At 69.0% G+C, this 23,126-nt stretch carries 21 protein-coding genes and 1 pseudogene; 8 read left to right on the plus strand and 14 right to left on the minus strand.

Annotation, left to right across the window (positions count from 1 at the left end; genetic code table 11):
* From DMC18_RS08880 to DMC18_RS08905, 6 genes and pseudogenes are all read left to right on the plus strand, one after another.
* Positions 1–442: pseudogene (locus tag DMC18_RS08880) on the plus strand (chorismate mutase); the annotation flags it as partial.
* A 40-nt stretch (positions 443–482) separates the two neighbouring features.
* Positions 483–1,598 carry a histidinol-phosphate transaminase gene (gene hisC, locus DMC18_RS08885; protein ID WP_110118032.1) on the plus strand — a complete coding sequence of 372 codons (1,116 nt, stop codon included), beginning with the start codon at positions 483–485 and terminating at the stop codon, positions 1,596–1,598.
* Between the two features lie 137 nt (positions 1,599–1,735).
* Positions 1,736–2,677, plus strand: coding sequence for a prephenate/arogenate dehydrogenase family protein (locus tag DMC18_RS08890; protein ID WP_110132866.1), 942 nt, complete (start codon positions 1,736–1,738; stop codon positions 2,675–2,677).
* Positions 2,678–2,929: 252 nt separating this feature from the next.
* Entirely contained in the window at positions 2,930–4,555 is a 1,626-nt protein-coding gene (locus DMC18_RS08895; protein ID WP_110118034.1) for an NAD(P)/FAD-dependent oxidoreductase, read from the plus strand.
* Positions 4,556–4,727: 172 nt separating this feature from the next.
* The gene (locus DMC18_RS08900; RefSeq protein WP_110121905.1) at positions 4,728–5,867 is read left to right on the plus strand and encodes an aromatic ring-hydroxylating dioxygenase subunit alpha; all 1,140 of its coding nucleotides are present in this window, start codon (positions 4,728–4,730) and stop codon (positions 5,865–5,867) included.
* A gap of 128 nt (positions 5,868–5,995) precedes the next feature.
* Complete coding sequence (locus tag DMC18_RS08905) at positions 5,996–6,580, plus strand: TetR family transcriptional regulator C-terminal domain-containing protein (protein ID WP_110121903.1); 585 nt, start codon at positions 5,996–5,998, stop codon at positions 6,578–6,580.
* Between the two features lie 64 nt (positions 6,581–6,644).
* On the opposite strand, the gene DMC18_RS08910 is transcribed toward DMC18_RS08905, so the two are convergent.
* The 7 genes from DMC18_RS08910 to DMC18_RS08940 form a co-directional block, all read right to left on the minus strand.
* A complete protein-coding gene (locus DMC18_RS08910; RefSeq protein ID WP_110121902.1) occupies positions 6,645–6,887 on the minus strand; it encodes a hypothetical protein in 243 nt (80 codons plus the stop codon).
* A 130-nt stretch (positions 6,888–7,017) separates the two neighbouring features.
* Complete coding sequence (locus tag DMC18_RS08915) at positions 7,018–8,343, minus strand: amidohydrolase family protein (RefSeq protein WP_233245370.1); 1,326 nt, start codon at positions 8,341–8,343, stop codon at positions 7,018–7,020.
* Positions 8,344–8,353: 10 nt separating this feature from the next.
* On the minus strand, positions 8,354–9,577 hold the full coding sequence (locus DMC18_RS08920) for an APC family permease (protein ID WP_370444617.1): 1,224 nt from the start codon (positions 9,575–9,577) through the stop codon (positions 8,354–8,356).
* A gap of 166 nt (positions 9,578–9,743) precedes the next feature.
* Positions 9,744–12,080: a TonB-dependent receptor gene (locus tag DMC18_RS08925; protein WP_110121900.1), complete on the minus strand. Its 2,337-nt coding sequence runs from the start codon at positions 12,078–12,080 to the stop codon at positions 9,744–9,746.
* A 135-nt stretch (positions 12,081–12,215) separates the two neighbouring features.
* A complete protein-coding gene (locus DMC18_RS08930) occupies positions 12,216–14,237 on the minus strand; it encodes a tetratricopeptide repeat-containing sulfotransferase family protein (RefSeq protein WP_110132867.1) in 2,022 nt (673 codons plus the stop codon).
* A 112-nt stretch (positions 14,238–14,349) separates the two neighbouring features.
* Entirely contained in the window at positions 14,350–14,886 is a 537-nt protein-coding gene (locus DMC18_RS08935) for a hypothetical protein (protein WP_110121898.1), read from the minus strand.
* Between the two features lie 28 nt (positions 14,887–14,914).
* Positions 14,915–15,244, minus strand: a complete 330-nt coding sequence (locus tag DMC18_RS08940) for a hypothetical protein (protein WP_110121897.1) — start codon at positions 15,242–15,244, stop codon at positions 14,915–14,917.
* A gap of 89 nt (positions 15,245–15,333) precedes the next feature.
* Here DMC18_RS08940 and DMC18_RS08945 point away from each other — a divergent pair, with 89 nt between their 5' ends.
* Both DMC18_RS08945 and DMC18_RS08950 read left to right on the plus strand, forming a co-directional pair.
* Positions 15,334–15,639 (plus strand): autorepressor SdpR family transcription factor, encoded by a 306-nt coding sequence (locus tag DMC18_RS08945; RefSeq protein WP_110121896.1) that lies wholly within the window; start codon positions 15,334–15,336, stop codon positions 15,637–15,639.
* Positions 15,636–16,019 (plus strand): ammonium transporter, encoded by a 384-nt coding sequence (locus DMC18_RS08950; RefSeq protein ID WP_233245369.1) that lies wholly within the window; start codon positions 15,636–15,638, stop codon positions 16,017–16,019. Before DMC18_RS08945 ends, DMC18_RS08950 begins: the two co-directional genes overlap by 4 nt.
* Positions 16,020–16,032: 13 nt before the next feature.
* Here the strand turns inward: DMC18_RS08950 and DMC18_RS08955 are convergent, their stop codons facing one another.
* The 7 genes from DMC18_RS08955 to DMC18_RS08985 form a co-directional block, all read right to left on the minus strand.
* Positions 16,033–17,319 (minus strand): FAD-binding oxidoreductase, encoded by a 1,287-nt coding sequence (locus DMC18_RS08955; protein WP_110132868.1) that lies wholly within the window; start codon positions 17,317–17,319, stop codon positions 16,033–16,035.
* A gap of 174 nt (positions 17,320–17,493) precedes the next feature.
* On the minus strand, positions 17,494–18,894 hold the full coding sequence (locus DMC18_RS08960) for a glutamine synthetase family protein (protein WP_110121895.1): 1,401 nt from the start codon (positions 18,892–18,894) through the stop codon (positions 17,494–17,496).
* Positions 18,895–18,926: 32 nt separating this feature from the next.
* Positions 18,927–19,337, minus strand: a complete 411-nt coding sequence (locus DMC18_RS08965) for a PIN domain-containing protein (protein WP_110121894.1) — start codon at positions 19,335–19,337, stop codon at positions 18,927–18,929.
* On the minus strand, positions 19,337–19,573 hold the full coding sequence (locus tag DMC18_RS08970; RefSeq protein WP_110121893.1) for a DUF6364 family protein: 237 nt from the start codon (positions 19,571–19,573) through the stop codon (positions 19,337–19,339). Before DMC18_RS08970 ends, DMC18_RS08965 begins: the two co-directional genes overlap by 1 nt.
* A gap of 38 nt (positions 19,574–19,611) precedes the next feature.
* Positions 19,612–21,015 carry an aspartate aminotransferase family protein gene (locus DMC18_RS08975; RefSeq protein ID WP_110132869.1) on the minus strand — a complete coding sequence of 468 codons (1,404 nt, stop codon included), beginning with the start codon at positions 21,013–21,015 and terminating at the stop codon, positions 19,612–19,614.
* An 87-nt stretch (positions 21,016–21,102) separates the two neighbouring features.
* On the minus strand, positions 21,103–21,903 hold the full coding sequence (locus tag DMC18_RS08980) for a gamma-glutamyl-gamma-aminobutyrate hydrolase family protein (protein ID WP_110118285.1): 801 nt from the start codon (positions 21,901–21,903) through the stop codon (positions 21,103–21,105).
* Positions 21,904–21,907: 4 nt separating this feature from the next.
* The gene (locus DMC18_RS08985; RefSeq protein ID WP_110118286.1) at positions 21,908–23,035 is read right to left on the minus strand and encodes an ABC transporter ATP-binding protein; all 1,128 of its coding nucleotides are present in this window, start codon (positions 23,033–23,035) and stop codon (positions 21,908–21,910) included.
* Positions 23,036–23,126 lie beyond the last annotated feature (91 nt).

Genomic DNA, 23,126 nt, shown 5'->3' on the forward strand with positions numbered 1-23,126 from the left:
AGCGCCGCCGATGGCCGTGGTCGCCGCCGAGAAGGACGCCCTGGCCGCCGCCAAGACGCCGTGGGGCGTCGCCGTGCTGGGCCTGCAGCCGGGCAGCGCCTGGTGGGGCCGCCTGCTGGCCGAGCCGACGCTGAACATCTTCGCCGCCCTGCCCTGCCTGACCCGCTGGGGTCCGCAGGCCGCCTTCGCGGTGGCGGAGGTCGAGGTCGAGCCCACCGGCGGCGACCAGACCTTCTGGGTCACCGATAGCGCCAAGAGCGCGTCCGCCATCGTCGAGGCTCTGGGCGCCGACGGCGTCGCCGCCGAGCCGGTGGCCGAGGCCGGCGGCCTGAAGCTGTTCTCGCTGTCGGGCTTCTATCAGCGCGACGACGAGCGCCTGGCCCGCGCGCCGGGCCAGCTGTCGGGCGTGGTCGGGGCTGCCCCCGTTCCCTTCGACGTGTAAGTAGGGCCGCGCCTCTTCCAGGCGCCCGCCGAGACCCGTGATGACCGCTTCCGACCGCTCCGCCTCGCCCCGTCCGCTGCCCAAGCCGGGGATCCTCGACATCGCCGCCTATGTGGGCGGCAAGTCGAAGATCGAGGGGATCGCCCATCCGGTGAAGCTGTCGAGCAACGAGAACGTCCTGGGCTGCAGCGAGCAGGCCAAGGCCGCCTATCGCGACGCCGCCGACCGCCTGCACGTCTATCCGGACGGCAAGGCCATGGCCTTGCGCGCCGCCGTGGCTGAACGTTACAGCCTGGAGCCCGAGCGCCTGACCTTCGGCGACGGCAGCGACGAGATCTTCGCCCTGCTGTGCCAGGCCTATCTCGAACCCGGCGACAACATCGTCCAGGGCGAGCACGGCTTCGCCGCCTATGCGATCGGGGCGCGCGCCTGCCAGGCGGAAGTCCGCTTCGCCGCCGAGCCGAACCGCCGCATCGATATCGAGGAAGTCACCAAGCAGGTCGACGCGCGCACCCGCATCGTCTTCGTCGCCAACCCGGCCAATCCCACCGGCACTTGGCTGACGGGCGAAGAGATCCGCGACCTGCACGCGGCCCTGCCGCCGTCGGTGATCCTCGTTTTGGACGGCGCCTATGCCGAGTTCTGTACCGATCCGCGCTTCGAGGACGGCCTGGCCCTGGCGCGCGAGGCCCGGAACGTCGTCGTCACCCGCACCTTCTCGAAGATCCATGGCCTGGCCAGCTTGCGGGTCGGCTGGGGCTATGCGGACGCCGACATCATCGATCCGATCGAGCGCATCCGCCCGCCGTTCAACACCTCGATCCCGGCGCAGGAAGCCGCCATCGCCGCCCTGGCCGACCGCGCCTTCGAGGCCGCCTCGGTGGCCCTGGTCGAGCAGTGGCGCCCCTGGCTGGCCCAGCAGCTGGGCGGCCTTGGCCTGACCGTCACGCCCTCGGCCGCCAATTTCGTGCTGGTCGACTTTCCGACGACGCCGGGCCGCACCGCCCTCGACGCCGAGGCCTTCCTGGCCAGCAAGGGCTACCTGGTCCGCGCCGTCGCCAACTACGGCCTGCCCAATTCACTGCGCATCACCATCGGCCGCGAGGAACACAACCGCGCGGTCGTGGATCTTCTGGCCCAGTTCGTGGGGCGATAGGAAACCTCCCTTCCCCCTCGATGGGGGAAGGGTCGGGGATGGGGGTGACCCCCGCCGTTCCGCCGCACTACGATCAACCGCCGCATCACCCCCACCCACCCCCCCCATCGAGGGGGAGGGCTTATAAGATCAGAACCATGTCACCCACCGGCCTGCTCTATCCCAAGATGACCGTCGTCGGCGCCGGCCTGATCGGCGGTTCGGTGATCCTGGCCGCGCGCGCCCACGGCGTGGTCGGCGAGGTCACCATCGTCGACGCCAGCGAGGCCCACCGCGCCCGCGCCGTCGAGATCGGCCTGGCCGACCATGTGACCGGCGACCTCGCCGAGGCGGTCAAGGACGCCGACCTGGTGGTCATCGCCACCCCTGTGCTGTCGATCGGCGAGGTGGCCGCCGCCGTCGCCCCGCATCTCAAAGCCGGCGCCACCCTGACCGACGTCGGCTCGACCAAGGCCACGATCGCCGAGGCCTTCCGCGCGCCCGAACTGGCCAAGGTGTTCCCCATCCCCGGCCACCCGATCGCCGGCACCGAGCAGTCGGGTCCCGACGCCGGCTTCGCCGAGCTGTTCGAAGGCCGCTGGACGATCCTGACCCCGCTGGCCGACCGCGACGACGAGGCCTACGCCGCCGCCGTGGCCAAGCTGTCGGCCTTCTGGCGCTCGTTCGGCGCCCAGGTCGAGCTGATGGAGGAAAAGCACCACGACCTGGTGCTGGCCGTCGTCTCGCACCTGCCCCACCTGATCGCCTACACCATCGTCGGCAGCGCGGCCGACCTGGAGAACGTCACCGAGAACGAGGTCATCAAGTATTCGGCCTCGGGCTTCCGCGACTTCACCCGCATCGCCGCCAGCGACCCGACCATGTGGCGCGACATCTTCGTGGCCAACAAGGACGCGGTGCTGGAGATGCTGGGCCGCTTCACCGAGGACCTGCAGGCCATGAGCCGCGCCATCCGCTGGGGCGACGCCGACACCCTGCACGCCCACTTCACCCGCACTCGGGCGATCCGCCGCGGCATCGTGGCGGCCGGCCAGGAAAGCGCCGAACCGAACTTCGGGCGCGACCGCGGGAAGCACTAGGTCTTGATCCCTCTCTCTTTGAGAGAGGGAGGGGCCCGCGCCGCAAGGCGTGGGAGGGTGAGAGATTTCACCGCTGGCCGGCGGAACCTCCAGGCCCGCGCCTAAGCCCGACAGTTTGAAACCCCTCACCCTCCCACTGCTTCGCAGCGGGCCCCTCCCTCTCCCTATGGGAGAGGTTTCTCCGCGCGCCCCTGGACTATTTTACACTCGTATAGCAACCTCCTCCCCAGACGCCTCCTGGGGAGAGAGACGATGACCGACACCCGCGACGCCGTGATTATCGGCGGGGGCCACAACGGCCTCGTCTGCGCCTTCTATCTGGCCAGGGCGGGCATGAAGGTCACCGTCTGCGAGGCGCGCGGCGTGGTCGGCGGGGCGGCGGTGACTGAGGAGTTCCACCCCGGCTTCCGCAACTCGGTGGCCAGCTACACGGTCAGCCTGCTCAATCCGCGGGTCATCGCCGACATGGACCTGCACGGGTTCGGCCTGACCTTCCTAGAGCGGCCGATCTCGAACTTCCTGCCGATCAGCGACGACAAATACATCAAGCTCGGCGGCGGCCTGGAACGCACCCAGGAACAGTTTCGCAAGTTCAGCCGCCGCGACGCCGAGGTGCTGCCGGCCTATTACGCCATGCTCGACGAGATCGGCGACGTGCTGCGAGATCTCGCCCAGGAGACCCCGCCCAATCTCGGCGACGGCCTGCCGGGCATCCTGCGGGCCCTGCGCCAGGGCGGGCGCCTGGCCATGCTGTCGCGCGAACGCAAGCGCGACCTGCTCGATCTCTTCACCAAGAGCGCGCGGGATTTCCTCAATGGCTGGTTCGAGAGCGAGCCGGTCAAGGCCGCCTTCGGCTTCGACGCCGTGGTCGGCAACTACGCCAGCCCCGACACCCCCGGCTCGGCCTATGTGCTGCTGCACCACACCTTCGGCGAGGTGAACGGCAAGAAGGGCGCCTGGGGCCACGCCGTCGGCGGCATGGGGGCGATCACCCAGGCCATGGCGAAGGCCTGCGAGAAGGCCGGGGTCGAGATCCTGCTCAACGCGCCGGTGGAGGGCGTCCACGTAGACGGCGGAAAGGCGGTCGGCGTGCAGCTGATCGACGGCCGCCAGATCATGGCCCCGATCGTCAGCGCCAACGTCAATCCGGCCCTGCTCTATAAGAAACTCGTCCCCCCCTCGGCCCTGCCGGCCGACTTCAGGAAGGCGATCGACGGCTACAAGAACGGCTCGGGCACCTTCCGGATGAACGTGGCGCTGTCGGAGCTGCCGGACTTCACCGCACTGCCCGGCAAGGCCACGGCCGAACATCACCAGAGCGGGATCGTCCTCGCCCCCAGCCTCGACTACATGGACGCCGCCTATCGCGACGCCAAGGCCGGCGGCATGAGCAAGGCCCCGATCGTCGAGATCCTGATCCCCTCGACCATCGACCCCACCCTGGCCCCGCCCGGCCAGCACGTGGCCAGCCTGTTCTGCCAGCAGTTCGCCCCCACCCTGCCCGACGGTCGCGGCTGGGACGCCGAGCGCGAGGCGGCCGCCGACCTGATCATCGACACGGTCGACAAGTGGGCCCCCAACTTCAAGGCCTCGGTGCTGGGCCGGATGGTCCTGTCGCCACTGGATCTGGAGCGGAAGTTCGGCCTGATCGGCGGCGACATCATGCACGGCAACATGTCGCTGGATCAGCTGTGGGCCGCCCGCCCGCTGCTGGGCCACGCCAGCCACCGCGCGCCGATCAAGGGCCTCTACATGTGCGGCGCGGGCACGCACCCCGGCGGCGGGGTGTCGGGCAATCCCGGCCGCAACGCCGCCCGCGAGATCCTGCGCGACAAGGATTTCACCACGGCGGTGAAGCTGGCGGTCGTGGGGCGGTGAGCGGCCGCGCGCTTCTCCCTTCCCCCTTGATGGGGGAAGGGCCGGGGATGGGGGTGACCACGGCGGCGGACGTCATCACGGCCGCGCGCCGTCCGGAAACGCTGTCACCCCCACCCCTGCCCCTCCCCCATCAAAGGGGGAGGGATCACGCTTTCTTCGGAGAGGTTCTGCGATGAACATGATCTCCAACCACGACCCCCAATCCGACTGGGGCCTGCCCGGCTGGATCTACGGCTCGGAGCGGTTCTTCCGCGAGGAGCAGGACAAGGTCTTCCGGCCGTCGTGGCAGATCGTCTGCCACCTGAACGACATCCCGAAAGCCGGCGACTTCCACACCTTCGACTTCGTGGGCGAGAGCCTGGTGGTGGTGCGCGGCAAGGACGGCGGCGCGCGGGCCTTCGCCAATGTCTGCCGCCACCGGGGCGCGCGGCTGCTGGACGGCCCGACCGGCCGCTGCGGGCGGATCGTCTGCCCCTACCACGCCTGGACCTACGACCTGGACGGCCGGCTGATCGGCGTGCCGATGCGCGACGACTATCCGGCGCTGGAGATGGACAAGCAGGGCCTGGCCAGGCTGGACCTGGAGATCTGGCGCGGCTTCGTCTTCGTGCGGCTGGAGGGAGACGGCCCCAGCGTCGCCGACATGATGGCCCCCTACGAGGCCGAGGTCGCCCACTACCGGTTCGAGGAGCTGCAGCCGTTCGGCCGGGTCACGCTGCGGCCGCGCGACGTCAACTGGAAGAACATCAGCGACAACTATTCCGACGGCCTGCACATCCCCGTAGCCCACCCCGGCCTGACCCGGCTGTTCGGCAAGGGCTATGGGGTCGAGGCCGAAACTTGGGTCGACAAGATGTGGGGCCAGCTGATCGACGAGCCGTCAGGCAATCCGTCCGAACGCCTCTACCAGGACATCCTGCCCGACGTTCCGCACCTGCCGGCCGACCGCAAGCGGCTCTGGACCTATTTCAAGCTCTGGCCGAACTTCGCCTTCGACATCTATCCCGACCAGGTGGACTTCATGCAGTTCATCCCCGTCTCGGCAACCACGACCATGATCCGCGAGATCGCCTACGCCCTGCCCGACGCGCGGCGCGAGATGAAGGCGGCGCGCTATCTCAACTGGCGTATCAACCGCCAGGTCAACGCCGAGGACACCGAGCTGGTGGCGCGGGTGCAGCAGGGCATGGCGTCGCGGACGTTCACGGCAGGACCGCTGGCGACCAGCGAGGTCAGCTTGCGCAGCTTCGGCCGCAAGCTGCGGGCGCTGATCCCGGAAAGCCGCCAGCCTCGGCCGCCGGAGGGGTGGTGATGGAAAGCGCTCTTCTCCCTTCCCCCTTGATGGGGGAAGGGTCGGGGATGGGGGTGAAGCGGCGGTTCAGCCGGCAAGGCCGCACCACCCCCACCCAACCCTCCCCCATCAAGGGGGAGGGCTAAGTCTTGCGCGCCCCCTTCACCCGCGAAGCCCCCGACGTCCGCCGCCAGGCCCTGGTCGCCGCCGCCGAGGCCGTGCTGGCGCGCGAGGGCGTGGCCGGAACCTCGGTGCGGACGATCTGCGCCGAGGCCGGCGTGTCGCCCGGCCTGCTGCGGCACTATTTCGAGGGCGTCGACGAGCTGATCGCCGCCGCCTACGAGGCGGTTGACCAGCGGATCGACGCGGCGCTGGAGGCGGCCGTGGCGGCGGCGGATCGCGATCCGCGCGCGCGGCTGTCGGCCTATCTGGGCGCCAGCTTCGCCCCGCCGGTTCTGGACGCCGACCTGCTGGCCGCCTGGATCGGCTTCTGGAGCCTGGTCAAGACCAAGCCCCGCATCGCCGCCATCCACGCGGCTTCCTACGCCGCCTATCGGGCGCGGCTCGAGACCCTGCTGGCCGACTGCGGCGCGCGCGAGCGCAGGCTGGCGGCGATCGGCCTGACGGCGATGGTCGACGGGCTGTGGCTGGAGCTGTGCCTGGACCCCAGCACGTTCAGCCCGATCGAGGCTGTGCGGGCGCTGGAGACCGCCGCCAGCGCCTGGGTGGCCTAAGAAAAAAGCCGCCCCGACGGCGTCGGAGCGGCTTGGAAGTCAGCCTAGATTGAAAAAATCGGGATCAGGCCGCGGCGGCGGCGGCGGCCAGGCCCTTGCGGCCCCAGGTCGGGCGACGGGCTTCCGGCTCGGCGATGTGAACCTCGGCGTAGCGGCCCTGGCTGGTCATGTGGCGGGCCAGAAGCTGGGCCAGGGCCACGGCTTCGTGCTGGCTCGGGCAGGAGCTGATCAGCTCGGGCGAGTCGTTCCAGGTCACGTGCCAGACGCCGGCGACCGGGCGGACGTAGTAGTGGTTCGAATCGGCCATGGGGAGGCTCCTTGATCGAGGCTGACGCCAGCCTCCCCCCACGGGCGGCTTCGCGACAGCTGTATCAATGCTGCACGGCAACATCGAGTTGCAGCGCAACAATGCACACGCCGCGCCAGGTCTCAAGCGGTTAATTTTTTGGCGCCAAGGGAACGTCTTTGTAGACGACGCCGCCCTTCATCACCTTGGCCACGTCCTGCAGCAGCCCGACATCGGCCAGCGGATCGCCGGCCACCGCGATCAGATCGGCATAGCAGCCGGCCTGGTCGCAGCCGACATCCTTGTCCTTGCCCATCAAGGCCGCGGCGCTGGTCGTCGCCGACTGGATCGCCTGCATCGGCGTCATGCCGTACCTGACCATGTAGGGCAGCTGGCGGGCGTTCCAGCCATGGGGATAGACGCCGGCGTCGGTGCCGTAGGCGATCTTGACCCCGGCCTTCACGGCCTTGCGGAAGCCGTCCCGCTGGGCGTCGGTGGTCTCGCGGTTCTTGCGCAGGGTCTCGGCGGGCCAGCCGTTCTTCGTGCCGATCTCGTCGATATAGTCGCCGTTGTAGATGTCGGCGACCAGCCAGGTTCCCCTGGCCTTCATCAGGGCGATCCCCTCGTCGTCGATCAGCGAGCCGTGCTCGATCGAGCGCACCCCGGCCCGCACCGCCACCTTGATGCCCTCGGCCCCGTGGGCGTGAGCGGTGGCGTAGGTTCCGCGCTTGGCGGCCTCTTCGACGGCGGCCTCGATCTCTTCCTTCGATAGCTCCAGCTGGCCGGGCTCGGTGCCGACGGTCAGGACCGCGCCGGTGGCGATCAGCTTCAGGAAATCGGCGCCGTGCACCAGGATGTCGCGGGTCTTGCGGTGAGTATCGGCCACGTCTTCCACGACGCCCCGGCGCATCTCGGCCGGGATGACCACGTCGGCGGCAATGCCCGTCACCTCCCCGCCCCCGCCGGGCGTCGTCACATAGGCCCCGGCCACCGACATGCGCGGACCCGGGACCAGGCCCTTGTCGATGGCGTCCCTCAGCGCCACGTCGCCGAAAGCTCTCCACGTGCCGACGTCGCGCACGCTAGTGAAGCCGGCCATCAGGGTCGAGCGGGCGTGGGCCGCGCCGATATAGGCCTGCTCGGCGGCCGTGGTCAGCAACGGCTCGGCGATGTTCTCGGTCTGCTCCTGGTCGACGATGTGGGTGTGCATGTCGATCAGGCCCGGCAGCACGGTCAGGGCCGACCAGTCCAGCACCGGACCGTCGGTCGGGGCGCCGGTCCAGGCGGTGACGGCGACGATGCGCTCGCCCTCGATGCGGATCAGCCGGTCGGTCGCCACCTTGCCGGCGACGGGATCGATCAGCCGCCCGGCGTGGACGTAAGAGACCTTGGGGGTCGGCTTGGGCGCCTCGACCGCCAGGGCTGGCACAGCGGTCAACGCCGCCAGGGCGGCGGCCAGGGTCGAACGCAGCATCATGCGATGGGCCTCACGCACGCGCCGCACGGCGCATCAGCAGATGGACGGGAACGCCGGCCGCCAGCAGCACCAGCCCCCACAGCACGGCTTCCTTGCCGGCGCCGAACAGGGTGAACACCGCATAGAGCCCGGTCAGGACGGCGACGACGGTCAGCAGCCGCGAGCCCGGCACGCGGCCGGCGTGTTGCAGCTTCAGCGCCGCCAGGGCGCAGGCCAGATAGGTGAACAGCGAGGCCGTGGTCGCCAGGAGGGCGATGAAGGTGAAGAGGTCGGCCATCGACTTGGCGTAGTTGATGCCCACCAGCACGCTCAGGAACAGACCCGAGACCAGATGCGCCCGCACCGGCGTGCCGCGGCTGGACGACTTGCCCAGAAAGGCCGGGAACACCCCGCCCCGGGCCATGGCGTAGGGCATCTCGCCCTGCAGCAGCACCCAGCCGTTCAGGGCCCCGAAGGCGCTGATGGCGGCGAAGGCGGCCACGGCCATGGCCGCGCCGCCCCCCCAGAACCGGCCGATGAACTCGGCCATCGGGGCGTTGGAGGCCTTCAGCGCGTCGGGCGGCGACAGCAGCACCACCGCCGAACAGACCAGCAGGTAGACGCCCCCAGTGAAGGCCGCGCCGAACAGGGTGGCGCGCGGGATGGTGCGGGCCGGATCCTTGACCTTGTCGGCCGGCACCGTCGCCGACTCCAGGCCCAGCAGAGCCCACAGGGTCAGGGCCGAGGCGGCGACGAGGCCAGGCCCGCCCAGGTCGGAAACCCGCAGCGGGGCCGAGACGGCGGTCGACCCGGCCTGGGTCAGCAGCCAGGCCGAAAGGCCCAGCACGGCCGCCAGCGGCAGCAGCTTGAGCACGGTGGTCACCACCTGCACCTCGCCGGCCAGCCTGGCGCCGAAGCAGTTCACGCCGATCAGCCCCCAGATCAGGCTCAGGGTGACCAGGGCGTGCAGGCCCGGGACCTTGGCGATGGCCGGGACCAGGACGGACAGGTAGCTGACCGCGCCGGTGGCGATGGCGGCGTTGCCGACCCACAGCGAGATCCAGTAGGCCCAGGCGACGATGAAGCCCGCCGCCGGTCCGAAGGCCTCTTGCGTATAGGCGTAGGGTCCGCCCTCGCGCGGCAGGGCCGCGGCCAGCCGGGCGAAGACGAAGGCCAGGCAAAGGCCGCCGGCGATGGTGACGATCCAGCCCAGCACCCCGTTCCAGCCGTACGGGGCCAGCGAGGCCGGCAGCATGAAGACGCCCGAGCCCGATCATGTTGCCGACGACCAGGGCGCTGCACATCCAGAAGCCGAGGGCCTTGGGCGCGGGCGTACTCATAAGGTCATGCTTTCACCGGCGCGAGGAACGCGCAACCGCCCCCGTCCCGAAGGACGGAGGCGGCGCATGCGTGGTCCGCGATCAGAACTTCTGGCCGAACTTCAGGCCCATGGTTCGTGGCTGGTTGGGGATCACATAGACGTTGTCGCCGCACACCGCCTCGGCGCACTGGACGAAGCGGTTGTTGCTGGCCCGCTTGTCGGCGACGTTGGTGATGTAGGCCGACAACGACCAGGTGTCGCGGCTGAGGCCCGCCGACAGGTCGAAGGTGACGAAGCCGCCGCCCGTCCCCAGGATGCCGGACTCCTCGGTCCGCAGGTCGGAGAAGACGTCGGACTGGCCGACCCCCGAGCCCTGGACGAAGGCCCTGAACGAACCGGCGTCGAACTCGTAGCGGGCCGTGACGTTGGCCTTGTACTTGGGCGTCACCGGCAGGCGCGTGCCCGACGGCGCCTGCGGCGTGGCGCAGGTGGTCACCGGATTGCCGGCGCTGTCGGTGAAGCCGCAGTAGTTCTCGGCCAGCCGGGCGTCGGTATAGGCGGCCGCGGCGTTGATCGTCAGGCCGTGGATCACCGCCCAGGTGATGTCGGACTCCAGGCCCTTGATCTCGGCCGCGCCGGCGTTGCGGATCTCGGTCAGGCCGTTGGGGCCGAGGATCGAGAACTGGAACTTGTCCCACTTCTCGAAATAGGCCGCGCCGTTCCAGCGGAAGCGGTTCTGCGCCCAGCTGGTCTTCCAGCCGAACTCGTAGTTCTTCAGATAGTCCGACAGGTACGGCGCCAGCGTGCCGCGCCGATTGATGCCGCCCGGCCGGAAGCCTTCCGAATAGGTGGCGTAGACCAGCTTGTCGTCGTCGACCTTGTAGGTGAGGTTGAACTTGAGCGTGTTGCCCGTCTCCTTCACCCGCTTGTCGAGGTTGGTGCAGGGCGAGCCGGCGACGACCGGCCCCTTGAAGCACGCCGCCACGCCCGTGCCGCTGCTGTAGCCCGAACCGTAGCCGTAGAAGCCGACCAGCGAATTGTCGGCCTTGAAGAAGCGTACGCCGCCCGTCGCCGTCAGCTTGGGCAGGATGTCGAACGACACCTCGCCGAAGGCGGCGCTGTCGCGGTCGACGCGCTTCTGCTCGGTCAGCCAGATGGTGCCCGGATGGCCCTCCACCGACAGCGACTCGCCCAGGGCGTCGATCTTGTAGTCCTGGTGGATGCCGTGGGTCTGGCGCTGGTAGAACAGGCCGGCGACGAAGCGCAGGCGGTTCTCCTGCGGCGAGGTCACCCGCAGTTCGTGGCTGACCTTGGAATAGCGGTCCTTGCCGTTGATGTACTGCGAGGGATCGACCGGGTTGCCCGCGTCGTCGGTCCAGTAGGCGCCGTAGCCGTACAGCGTGTCGTAGAAGTAGGAGTAGTCGGTGTAGTCCTGCTCGGTCTCGACCGTACGCTCCAGGTAGGAGCCGGCATAGACGATGTCGAGGTTGCTGATCTTGCCCTCGACGGTCAGGGCCGCCTGCACCCAGCGGTCGTCGGCGCTTTCCGGATAGTAGTGGCTGATCTCCAGGTCGCCGACCTCCGGATCGTAGCCGGCGAAGCCCTTCGACTTCTGCACCTGGCCCATGACCTGCGGCGTGACCGACCAGTTGTCGCCGATGTCGACCTTCACCGCCGCCCGGGCGCCTCGGGTCTCGACCTCGTTGTAGTCCTTCCTGGCCACCCCGTCGTTGTCGATGGTGACACCCGAGGTCGGATAGGTGCGGGTCGAGGGCACGTTGTCGATATAGCCGCCGGCGCGCTTGCTCCAGGCGACCAGGCGCACGGCCACCGTGTCCGACAGGGGCTGGTTGATGAAGCCCTCGGCGACGTAACCCGCCTCGCCTTCCGCGACCGTGTTGAACTCCAGGTCGTAGCCGGCCTTGAAGCCGGCGGTGCTGGGCTTGTTGGTGATGATGCGGATGGTGCCCGCCTGCGAGCTGGCGCCGTACAGCGTGCCCTGCGGCCCGGCCAGGGCCTCGACCCGGGCGATGTCGTAGACGTGGATGTCGAGCGCGCCCTGGATCGTGGTGATCGGCTGCTCGTCGAGATAGATGCCGACGCTGGGCAGCGAGCCCGAGTGGTTGCCGTCGCCGCCGCTGGCCACGCCGCGCATGTAGACCTGGTTGAAGCCCGAGCCGGAGCCGGTGAACGACACGCTGGGCAGGAACTTCACATAGTCGGCGAAGTTGGTGACCTGCAGCTGCTGCAGCTTGGTCTCGCCCAGCGCCTGAATGCTGACCGGTACGTCCTGCAGGTTTTCCGAACGCTTCTGGGCGGTGACCACCACCTCTTCCAGCGCCACCCCGCCGTCCTGCGCCAGGGCCGCTCCCCCGAGCGCGCTTGACGACATCAGGGCCGTGACCAGCAGGCCCGACCTCATTGTTTTTGAACGCATAATCGGCACGTGTTCACTCCTTGGCCCCAAGGAGAACAACGTTCTTTCAGTTAATCCAGGGTCGCAAGCAGCAAAGCTTCAGGCCAGCGCAATTCATGAGACTGTTGCAAAAACGGCAGTCTCGGAGCCCGGTGGTCAAATAACGGGCGCGGCGGGATAGGCGGTCAAAACCGGCCCGAGGGCCGCCTTCAGCGGATCCAGCCACGGTTCATAGTTGCGCCACTGATCGACGCCGTCCTTGAAAATCGGCTGGCGCACCTGTTCGGAGCTGGCGGTGCGCACGGCGCGGTCGTTCTGGTGGAAATTCAGGCACGCTTCCTCGAACGGCAGGCCGCAATGGTCGAGCAGCCGCCGGATCTCGGCCTCGGGCGACTCGACCATCTCCTCGTAGATCACCCGGTGCACGCGGCCCGGCAGCACGGCGTCGAAATGGGCCATCAGGTCCACATAGTCGGCGTAGTAGCGGCCGATGTCGGTCAGGCCGTAGCTGAAGGTCTGGCCCCGCGCGAAGTGCTGCTTGAACCCCGAGAAGCAGCAGCCCAGCGGATGGCGCCGCGCATCGATGATCCTGGCGTTCGGCAGCATCAGGTGGATCAGCCCGGCGTGCGCGAAGTTGTTGGGCATCTTGTCGACGAAGAACGGCCGGTCGGTCTTCCTCTGCACCCGGGTGCGTTCGAGATACTCTTCCCCCAGCGCCTTCAGGGCGTCGGCGTCGAGACCGGCCAGGGCTTCGGGATAGTGCGAGGCGCCGCCCTTCCCCGGCTTGCCACCCAGCCGCTTGGCGATGGCGATGACGTCGGGCAGCTCCATGGTGCCCTCGACCTGCGAGTGGCTGGCCAGGATCTGCTCGATCAGGGTCGAGCCCGAGCGCGGCAGGCCGACGACGAAGATCGGGTCCGGCGCCGCGCTGCCCCAGTCCCTGCGCTCGGCGAAGAAGGGCGGCGTGAACAGCGCCTTGCTGCGCGCCGCGTGGGCCGTGGTCTCGTCGGCGTCGTAGCGGATCTGCACGCGGCGCAGCTCCGCGCCCCTGGCGTAGTGGCCAAAGCTCTCCTCGTAGCGGCCGGCGTCCTCGAGCGCCTTGCCCAGGGCGTAGTGCAGGTGGAAACGGTCCTCGTCGACGAGGTCGGTGGCGGCCAGTTGGCCTTCCATCGTGGCCAGGTCGGCGTCGGAGAAGCGCAGGGTCTTGAGGTTGGCCAGGCTCCACCAGGCCTCGCCCAGCATAGGCGCCTGCTCGACGGCCTTGCGATAGGCGGCCTCGCACTCGGCGCGGCGGCCCAGGGTCTTCAGGGCGTGGCCATAGCTCATCCAGCCCTTGGGCTGATGCGGATGGCGGGCCAGCACGTCGCGATAGATGGCGGTCGCCGCCTCGTACTCGCCGATCCTCACCAGGGCGGCGGCGCGCAGGTTGGCGTAGGCCGGATGGCGCGGGTCGGCCGCCTGCAGCAGGTCGAGCTCGGCCAGCGCTTCCAGGGTCTTGTTCTGGCGATAGAGCAGGGTCGCCAGGTTGTGCCGGGCGGCGGTGAAGCCGGGCGTGAAGGCCAGGGTCTGGGTCAGGATCCGCTCGGCGTCCTCGTAGCGGCCCAGGCGCGCGGCCACCTCGGCCAGCATGCGCAGGGCGGCCGGCTCGTCGGGCTTGGCCGCCAGATAGGTCCGCAGGTCGTGCTCGGCCTGCGCCAACCGTCCCTCGACCAGGGCCGAGGCGGCGGCGATCAGGGCCGGGTCGCGCACCGAGGCCTGGATCTGGCGGTCGCCGGCGTCCTGTGCGCCAGCCATATCGCCCAGCACGGTCAGCCCCACCGACAGCGCCCGCCAGGCCTCGCCGAGACCCGGGTTCAGCATGCTCGCACGACGCAGCGCCGCCACCGCCTCCTGGGTGCGGCCAAGATCGAGCAGGACGAGGCCGTGCTCCAGCTGCACCTCGGGGGCTTGAGGCAGCGCACGCGACAGCGGGTCGATCAACGGCAGGGCGGCGGCCGCGTCGCCCGACAGCCGCAGGGCCGCGGCCAGGATCAGGGTCGCGCCAGGATGGCGAGGCGCGGCCTCCAGGATCGCCAGGGCCTGCTCGCGCGCCAGTTCGGGATCATGCGACAGCAGCCGCGCCGCATGGGCGAGCGCCGTGGCCAGACTGCCCGTCGGCTCCGAAACCTGCCCCTGCATCTTACCCCGCCACGCTTCGTAACCGGGGGGTATCGGAGGGCGACGCTGGTCGGGTGTCAATCAGGCCGACGGCCAACGGCGCGATGCGAAGGCGATTGCCCGGCGCGCGGGCCTAGACGGGGTCCGGGGAAGCAGGCGCGCCGAACACCGGCAGAATGATCGGCCGGCTCAGGTTGCGGCCACGCACGCCGCTTTCGAGAAAGGCCTCGCATTGCGGAAAGAGCCCGGCCAGCCGCCGGGCCAGCCTGGCCGAGGCCTTCGCCGACCAGAAGCGGTTGGGCGCCAGCCAAGGCTTGCCCCAGAAATGATAGTACTTGCCCTTGCGCGGCACGAGATTGGCCTGGTCGAACGGCCTCTGCTCGCCGGCCCGCTCCCGCTCGACGGCCACCTGGAACCGCGGGTCCCGATACTTGTCGAACTGGATGGTGACCGACTTGAACAGGCCCTGCTCGGCCTTCTCCAGACGGATCTCCAGACCGCTGACCGCGCGGCCGCGATCCCCGCATTCGAGGGTCACGGGAGCATAGCCCGCATCGAGAAACCTCTGGAGAAACACCGCCTCCACCTGTTCGGCCAGGCCGCCGGTCCTGGGCCCGCACAGCCGGACCCATTTCGCGAACCGCTTGGGGCGCTGATAGGCCAGGGTCATGAGGAGTTCCCTGAGGCAGGGCCGGCGGTCAGGCCCCGGTCTCGTCCACGGCGATGATCACCGGCTTGCCGCGCGACCAGGGCTCCCAACCCGCCGCGACCGCCGAGGCGATGGCCTTGCCCACCAGCTTGACGGGGATCTGCTCGGGCTTCAGCTGCGGCGCGCCGTAGCGGGGCTGCTCGCCCGGCGGAAACTCGATCACCACTTCGCGCTTGCCGTCCTTGTGGTGCACGCAGATCGCCATGCCGTGCCGCTCGACGGGATCCTTCGACCAGTGGGGCGTGCGCTGCAGCCGCCAGACATAGGTCTCGCCGTCGACGTCGATCTCGAATTCAGGGTTCAGCTTGGTTCGCGCCATGTGGGGGTTGTTAGCCCGACGGGCGCGTCCAGGCCAGCCCGTCGCGGCCCATGCTTGACTCATTTCGATGTTTAGCTAATCATCGCATCATGAGCCAGGTGTTCAGAGCCCTTTCCGACCCGACCCGCCGCAAGGTGCTGCTGCTCCTGCGCGAGGGCCCCTTGAGCGCCGGCGAACTGGCCGACCAGTTCGACGTCTCCAAGCCGACCATGTCGGCCCATTTCGCGGTGCTGAAGGAAGCCGACCTGGTGCACGCCGAGAAGGCCGGCAAGTCCGTCATCTACCACCTGAAGCTCTCGGTGCTCGAAGAGGCGCTGCTGGGCTTCGTCCAGTCGTTCGGCCTCGGCGAAGAGGCGCCCGCGCCCCCGCCGATCAAGCAGGAGATCGCACGATGAGCACGATGAAGAAGGAGGTGATCGCCGACCTCGCCTGGGGAGTCGGCATCGTCGTGCTGGCCCTGGCCGCGAGCTTCGCGCGCAAGCTGGGCTATATCGACACCGACACCGTCAACAGGCTGGTCATGGGCGCCATCGGCCTGATGGTGGCCTGGTTCGGCAACCGCATGCCCAAGCGGTTCGTACCCATCGCCTGGGCCCGCAAGGCCAACCGGGTCGGCGGATGGTCGATGGCGTTGAGCGGGCTGGTCTATGCTGGACTGTGGGCCTTCGCCCCGCCGCAGGTGGCGGTGCTGGGCGGCTGCGGCGCGATCCTGGCGGGGCTGGCGGTGACGATCGGCTACTGCCTGTCGCTGCGGGCCAAGGCGAAGGCCGCCTGATCCGGACGCGCCCCTAGAGCCGGTCGCGCATCGCGTACCAGGACAGGCCCGCCACCGTCAGCGGCCAGCGCAGCAGCCGCCCGCCGGGAAACGGCGGGGTCGGCAGGCGCGACAGCAGCTCCACCCCGCCCGTCTCGCCCAGGGCCGCGTCGGCCAGCAGCTTGCCGAACCATGGCGCCAGCATCACCCCCTGCCCCGAATAACCGGCCGCGACCCGCACCCCCGGCGCCAGTTCGCGCACGAAGGGCGAGCGGTGGACGGTGATGCCCAGGGTCCCGCCCCAGGCGTGGGTCACCTTCACGTCGGCCAACTGCGGATAGATCTTCAGCATGTGTCGGCGCACGAAGCCGGGCAGGTCCGGCGGAAAGCCCGGCCGATAGTTCTCGCCGCCGCCGAACAGCAGCCGGCCGTCCGGCGTCTTGCGGAAGTAGTTCACGACGAAGCGGCTGTCGGCCACGGCGGCGTCGGAGCGGATGATGGTCTCGGCCCGCTCGCCCAAGGGTTCGGTGGCCAGCACGAAGTTGTTGATCGGCATCACCCGGGCGCGGGCCTGCGGGCCGGCCAGTTCGTCCAGATAGCCGTCGCCGGTCAGGATCAGCTGGTCGCACAGCACCCGGCCCGCCGCCGTCTCGACCACGATCTTGCCGCCCTCGCGGCGCCAGGCCCGGGCGCGGCTGCGCTCGTGGATCGTCGCGCCCCTGGCCAGCGCCGCCCGCGCCAGGCCCAGCGCCAGGTTCAGCGGGTGCAGGTGGCCGCCGCCGTTGTCGCGGGTTCCGCCGTGATAGACGCCCGTGCCCAGCTCCTCGGCCAGGGCGTCCTCGTCGATCGGTTCCAGCTCGTGATAGCCGTAACGGGCGGCCATGAACTCGATGTGGTCGAGGTCCTCGCCCTCCCCGCCGCTCTTGTGGCGGGCGTGGATCATGCCCGGCGTGAAGTCGCAGGCGATGGCGTGCTCGGCGATCAGGGCCGACAGGTGCGAGCGGGCGTCCAGCGACATCTTCCACAGCGCCATGGCGTCATCGCGGCCGACCGTCTTCTCCAGCCAGGCCTGGTCGTTGCGCTGCCCCGCATGCACCTGCCCGCCGTTACGCCCCGAGGCGCCGGACCCGACCTGGGCGGCCTCCAGCACGACCACCGAGACGCCGCGCGACGCCAGCTCCAACGCCGCGCCCAGGCCGGTGTAGCCCGCGCCGACCACGCAGACGTCGGCCGAGGTCTCGCCATCGAGGGCGGGCAGCGGCGGCAGGGCGTGCGCCGTGGCGGCGTACCAGGAGGCGCTCGGGTGGCCGAGATTCAACATCTCCCTTCCCCCTTGATGGGGGAAGGGTCGGGGATGGGGGTGGAGCGGCGTCGGCCGCGCGAATAACGCTGCGCGTTCACCCCCATCCGACCGCGGAGTTTATCCTTGGGCGCGCGCTTCGCGCGACCCGAGGGCGGCCACCTTCCCCCATCAAGGGGGAAGGCTCCCTTCACGCTAAACATTCAGCAGCAGGAACTCCCGCTCCCACGGACTGATCGTGCGCATGAAGGTCTCGTACTCGGCCTGCTTCACCCGGACATAGGCGCTGCAGAAGGTGGTCCCGAGGATCTCGACGAGCGGCTTGGCGTCCTCGAACAGGGTCACCGACTCCAGCAGGCTGCGCGGCAGTTCGATCCCCCGGGCGCTGGCGTCGATCTCGACCGGCGCGGTGGGCGCCAGGTTCTGGGTCATGCCCAGATAGCCGCAGGCCAGCACCGCGGCGATGGCCAGGTACGGATTGGCGTCGGACGAGGGGATGCGGTTTTCGACCCGGCGGTTGGCCGGATCCGACGGCGGCACCCGCAGGCCGCAGGTGCGGTTGTCGTAGCCCCACTGGGTGTTGACCGGCGCGCCGCTGTCGCGGGCGATGCGGCGGTAGCTGTTCACGTAGGGCGCCAGTATCGCCATGATCGCCGGCAGGTAGCGCTGCTGGCCCGCGATGAAGGCGTAGAAGGCCGGCGTCGCCTCGCCCGTTTTCGGATCGGAGAACAGGTTGTCGCCGTCCTCGGTCAGGATCGACTGGTGGATGTGCATGGCGCTGCCGGGCTCTCCGGCCATCGGCTTGGCCATGAAGGTGGCGTAGATGTCGTGCTCCAGCGCCGCCTCGCGGATGGTGCGCTTGAACATGAACACCTGGTCGGCCAGCTCCAGCGGCGTGCCGTGGCGCAGGTTGATCTCCATCTGGGCCACGCCGCTCTCGTGGATCAGGGTGTCGATCTCCAGGCCCTGGCGCTCGGAGTACTCGTACATGTCCTCGAACAGGGCGTCGAACTCGTTGACCGCGCTGATCGAATAGCCCTGGCGGCCGCTCTCGGGCCGGCCCGAGCGGCCGATCGGAGGCTTCAGCGGATAGTCCCAGTCGATGTTCTTCTCGACGAGATAGAACTCGATCTCCGGCGCCACGATCGGGCTCCAGCCCTTCTCGCGATAGAGCGACAGCACCCGGCGCAGCACCTGGCGCGGGCTCTCCTCGACGGGCCGGCCGTCGGGGTGGAAGGCGTCGTGGATCACCTGGGCGGTCGGATCCTGGGCCCAGGGCACGGTGGCCAGGGTGGCGAGATCCGGGGTCAGGAAGATGTCGGTGTCCGACTGCACCGCGTTCACCGCCCCCTCGAACTCGGGGAAGTCGCCGGTGATGGTCTGGTAGAACACCGCCAGCGGCAGGTTCATCGAGGGGGTCCCCAGGAACTTGCGCACCGGCATGATCTTGCCCCGCGCGACGCCGGCGAGATCGGGCACGACGCACTCGATCTCCTCGATGTTCTGGCTGCGGAACCAGGCCTGGGCCTCGTCCAGCGTCTTGACCCCCCGGGTGATCTTCGGACCGTCGTGGTTCTTCTTGTGCTTGGGCTTCATAGGGGCGCTCCTCGCGCTTGCTGAAGTCTGGGCTAGTGGAAAGGGTTGGTGATGCGGACGCCCTCGACGACCTGGCCGTGCGAGAGATCCTCGGTGAAAAGTTCGGTGCAGCCGGCGGCGCGGGCGGCGGCGATCACGGCGCTGTCCCAGTAGGAAAAGCCGTAGCGCGCCTTGATCTCCAGGGCCGAGAGCAGCACGGCCAGGGTGTTGTCCTGCACCTTGAAGCGGGTCCAGGCTTCTACGAGCCCCTGCGCTTGATCATGCGTTATACGGCTGGAGCGGGAAGCCCGCGTGGCCTGCACGTAAAACTCCTGCAGCACCTGCACGGATAGGGTCCCATCCTGCCGGTCCAGCAGTTGGAGCGCCTGCTCGCGCTTGGCGGCCTCATGCGCGAGCGGACTGACTGCATAGAGCAGGATGTTCGTGTCGAAAAAGACCGGCATCAGAACTTACGGTCGTAAAGTTCATCGCGAGGCAGGCGATCGCTGGCGGAGAAATCCTTTATCTGAGCCCGGATCTCCGCCTCACGCCGCTTCAACCGCTCGAACTCGCTCTCGTCCTGAGCCACCTCGACCAGGAACTTGCGCACCAGGGCCGAGACAGAGGTGTCCTGCTCGGCGGCCTTGATGCGGGCGCGCCGATAGGTCTCTTCGTCGATGGAGACTGTGATGTTTTTCATGATCTCACAGTATCACAGTTTCACAGCGATACCGATGTTCACACCTCTTCCTTCGGCTTCAGCGCCCGCAGCACCGGCTCGGCCTCGTCGAGGGACTTGGCGATGATCCCCACCAGCTCGTCGATCTGGGCCTTGGTGATGATCAGCGGCGGGCAGCAGACGATGCTGTCGCGGATGGCGCGGACCATCAGGCCGTTCTTGATGCAGAGGTCGCGCACGATCGGCCCCGCCTCGCCTTCCTTGTCGAGGAAGCGATGGTTGGTCCCCTTCTCGCGCACGATCTCGACGGCGCCGATCAGGCCCAGCGACCGGGTCTCGCCCACCAGCGGGTGGTCGTTCAGCGAGGCCAGGGCCTGGGCCAGATAGGGACCGGTCTCGTCGCGGGTGCGCTCGACCAGGCCCTCGCGCTCCATGATCTCGATATTCTTCAGCGCCACGGCGGCGGCGGTCGGGTGGCCCGAATAGGTGAAGCCGTGGATGAAATCGCCGCCCTTCTCGCGCAGTTCGGCGACGATGTGGTCGGCCACGCCCACGGCGCTGATCGGCAGGTAGCCGGACGACAGGCCCTTGGCCATGGCGATCAGGTCAGGCTTGATGCCGTAATGCTGATGGCCGAACCATTGGCCGAGGCGCCCGAAGCCGCAGATCACCTCGTCGCAGACCAGCAGGATGCCGTACTTGCGGCACAGGGCCTCGACCGCGGGCCAATAGCCGTCCGGCGGGATGATCACCCCGCCCGCGCCCTGCACCGGCTCGCCGATGAAGGCGGCGACGTTCTCGGGCCCCACCTCGAGGATCTTGTCCTCGATCGCCTGCACCGCCCGGTCGCGGAAGGCGGCCGGATCCTCGCCGAAGCCGTCGCCGAACGGATAGGGCTGCATCACGTGCTCGACGCCGGCGATCGGCAGGTCGCCCTGCTTGTGCATGTGCTTCATGCCGCCCAGCGAGACCCCCGCGACGGTCGAGCCGTGATAGGCGTTCCAGCGGCTGATGAAGACCGTGCGGCTGGGCTCGCCCTTGAGCTTCCAGTAATGGCGCACCAGGCGGAAGACCGTGTCGTTGGCCTCCGACCCCGACGAATTATAGAAGACGTGGGAGAGATGCCCGCCCATCTTCTGCGCGATCTTGGCCGCCAGCTCGATCGGCGGCGGCGTCGCCGTCTTGAAGAAGGTGTTGTAGTAGGGCAGCTCCAGCATCTGGTCGTAGGCGGCCTTGGCCAGTTCCTCGCGCCCGTAGCCGACGTTCACGCACCAGAGCCCGGCCATGCCGTCGAGGATCTGGTGACCCTCGCCGTCATGGATGTAGACGCCGTCGGCCCGGGTGATGATCCGGCTGCCGCCCTGCTCGGCGATGACCTTGTGGTCGGCCTGGGCCGGCAGGTGGTGGGCCAGATCCAGGCGTTTGAGCTCGGCGATGTCGTGGTTGCGGAGGGGGGCGGTCATGGAACGAACTCCTGGACGATCTTTTGTTTTTCTCCCTTCCCCCTTTGATGGGGGAAGGGTCGGGGATGGGGGTGACAGCCTGTCAGGTCATGGCGCGGGCCGAACCGCCGCAGTCACCCCCACCCCTGCCCCTCCCCCATCGAGGGGGAGGGGAAGTTCCTTGCGTAGCGCCTGGCCGAACAGCTGGAAGAACGTCCGGCTCTGGGCGTTCTCCTCCGGCTTCCATTCCGGATGCCACTGCACGGCCAGCACCGGCGCGCCGTTCACCTGGGCCGACACCGCCTCGACGACGCCGTCCTGGGCGCGGGCCTCCACCGACAGGCCTTCGCCCAACCGGTCGACGCCCTGGTAGTGCACCGAATTGACCACCGCCCGCTCGACCCCGAAGGCCGTGGCCAGCACCCCGCCGGGGGTCAGGTCGACCGGGTGGCGATGGTCGAACATGCCGTTGAAGTCGACCTCGTCGGGCGCGTGGTGGGCGATCAGTTCGGCGCTGGTCGCCATGTCGCGCCGCAGGGAGCCGCCGAAGGCGACGTTGATCTCCTGGAAGCCCCGGCACACCCCGAACACCGGCCGGCCCAGATCCAGCATCGCCTTGATAAGGTCGCGGGTCATGGCGTCCCGGTCGCGGTCGAACGGTCCGGGCGCGTCGTCCACCGCCTCGTCATAGAAGGCGGGATCCAGGTTCGACGGGCTGCCGGTCAGCATCAGCCCGTCCAGACGCGCGGCGACCTCCGAGGCCTTCATCAGCCCCGGCATCGACGGGACCAGCAGGGCCGCCGCATCGGCGTACTTCATCGCGCCGGCGACATAGCGGTTCATCACCGCCTGGGCCGGTTCGATCCCGACGGTGCGGGTGCAGCAGATGACGCCGGCGACGGGTCTCATGGGGTCACGACAGCAGCACCGCCGGCGAGCAGGCGTGCCAGGCGATCCACACCGCCTCGCCCAGCCGGAAGTCCTCCTGGTCCCAGCGCGTCAGGTTCGAGCGCTGCACCTTCACCCGCCGCCCGCCCGCGATCTCGACCTCGTAGGTCGACACCCCGCCCAGATAGGCCTCGTGCCTGATGACGCCAGCTACGGCGTTGGCGCCCTTGGGCGCGTCGCCCATGTTCGGCGGCTCGCCGTCGTCGGGGCGCTTGTGCAGCTCGATCTTCTCGGGGCGGATCGCCGCCCACACCGTGCCGCCGCGCGGACCGGTGACGCCGTGGTCGAGGAAGATGTCGGTGGGCAGGCCTTCCGACTTGATCACCGCGTGGCTCGGCTCGTCCACCGCCAGCACGCCCTCGAACAGGTTCACGCTGCCGATGAAGTCGGCCACCAGCCGGCTGTTGGGAAACTCGTAGAGGTCGTTGGGCGTGGCCACCTGCTGCAGCAGGCCCTTGCTCATCACCGCGCAACGGCTGGCGAGCGCGAGCGCCTCGTCCTGGTCGTGGGTGACCATGATGAAGGTGATGCCGACCTTCTCCTGCAGGGTGCACAGCTCGGTGCGCATCTGCTCGCGCAGCTTGGCGTCCAGGGCCGACAGCGGCTCGTCCAGGAGCAAGACGCGCGGACGCTTCACCAGCGCCCGGGCCAAAGCCACCCGCTGGCGCTGGCCGCCCGACAGCTGGTCGGGCTTGCGATGGCCAAGGCCGCCCAGCTGCACCAGCTCCAGCGCCTCCTCCACCCTGCGGTCGCGCTCGGCCTTGCCCACGCGGTCGACCTTCAGGCCGTAGGCGACGTTGTCGGCCACGGTCATGTGCGGGAACACGGCGTAGGACTGGAACACCATGTTCACCGGCCGCTTGTTGGGCGGCACGTTGGAGATGTCCTGGCCGTCGATCAGGATCCGGCCCTCGGTGGGCGTCTCGAACCCGGCCAGCATGCGCAAGAGCGTGGTCTTGCCGCAGCCCGACGGCCCCAGCAGGGCGAAGAACTCGCCCTCCCTGATGCTCAGCGAGACGTTGTCCACCGCCGCCAGCTTGCCGAAGCGCTTGGTGACGTTCTCGAAGGTGATGATGGGTTTGGGTTCGGTCACGTCTTCATTCCCCCCGAAAACTTCAGCGCCCCAGGCCCCCTCCGGCCCTCCGGGCCACCTCCCCCAGAGGGGGAGGATCTGGTCGGCGCGG

Origin of the sequence: Caulobacter sp. D5, assembly GCF_003185805.1 — a bacterium.
Classification (GTDB): Bacteria; Pseudomonadota; Alphaproteobacteria; order Caulobacterales; family Caulobacteraceae; genus Caulobacter.

Bases quoted from the DNA above. Each gene is read 5' to 3' on its own strand.
- DMC18_RS08940 (WP_110121897.1), bottom strand. From the start codon at position 15,244: ATGGCGCGAACCAAGCTGAACCCTGAATTCGAGATCGACGTCGACGGC.
- DMC18_RS08970 (WP_110121893.1), bottom strand. From the start codon at position 19,573: ATGAAAAACATCACAGTCTCCATCGACGAAGAGACCTATCGGCGCGCC.
- DMC18_RS08955 (WP_110132868.1), bottom strand. From the start codon at position 17,319: ATGTTGAATCTCGGCCACCCGAGCGCCTCCTGGTACGCCGCCACGGCG.
- DMC18_RS08980 (WP_110118285.1), bottom strand. From the start codon at position 21,903: ATGAGACCCGTCGCCGGCGTCATCTGCTGCACCCGCACCGTCGGGATC.
- DMC18_RS08965 (WP_110121894.1), bottom strand. From the start codon at position 19,337: ATGCCGGTCTTTTTCGACACGAACATCCTGCTCTATGCAGTCAGTCCG.
- DMC18_RS08935 (WP_110121898.1), bottom strand. From the start codon at position 14,886: ATGACCCTGGCCTATCAGCGCCCCAAGCGGTTCGCGAAATGGGTCCGG.
- DMC18_RS08915 (WP_233245370.1), bottom strand. From the start codon at position 8,343: ATGATGCTGCGTTCGACCCTGGCCGCCGCCCTGGCGGCGTTGACCGCT.
- DMC18_RS08950 (WP_233245369.1), top strand. From the start codon at position 15,636: ATGAGCACGATGAAGAAGGAGGTGATCGCCGACCTCGCCTGGGGAGTC.
- DMC18_RS08920 (WP_370444617.1), bottom strand. From the start codon at position 9,577: ATGCTGCCGGCCTCGCTGGCCCCGTACGGCTGGAACGGGGTGCTGGGC.
- DMC18_RS08960 (WP_110121895.1), bottom strand. From the start codon at position 18,894: ATGAAGCCCAAGCACAAGAAGAACCACGACGGTCCGAAGATCACCCGG.
- DMC18_RS08930 (WP_110132867.1), bottom strand. From the start codon at position 14,237: ATGCAGGGGCAGGTTTCGGAGCCGACGGGCAGTCTGGCCACGGCGCTC.
- DMC18_RS08945 (WP_110121896.1), top strand. From the start codon at position 15,334: ATGAGCCAGGTGTTCAGAGCCCTTTCCGACCCGACCCGCCGCAAGGTG.
- DMC18_RS08895 (WP_110118034.1), top strand. From the start codon at position 2,930: ATGACCGACACCCGCGACGCCGTGATTATCGGCGGGGGCCACAACGGC.
- DMC18_RS08975 (WP_110132869.1), bottom strand. From the start codon at position 21,015: ATGACCGCCCCCCTCCGCAACCACGACATCGCCGAGCTCAAACGCCTG.
- DMC18_RS08910 (WP_110121902.1), bottom strand. From the start codon at position 6,887: ATGGCCGATTCGAACCACTACTACGTCCGCCCGGTCGCCGGCGTCTGG.
- DMC18_RS08925 (WP_110121900.1), bottom strand. From the start codon at position 12,080: ATGCGTTCAAAAACAATGAGGTCGGGCCTGCTGGTCACGGCCCTGATG.
- hisC (WP_110118032.1), top strand. From the start codon at position 483: ATGACCGCTTCCGACCGCTCCGCCTCGCCCCGTCCGCTGCCCAAGCCG.
- DMC18_RS08900 (WP_110121905.1), top strand. From the start codon at position 4,728: ATGAACATGATCTCCAACCACGACCCCCAATCCGACTGGGGCCTGCCC.
- DMC18_RS08890 (WP_110132866.1), top strand. From the start codon at position 1,736: ATGTCACCCACCGGCCTGCTCTATCCCAAGATGACCGTCGTCGGCGCC.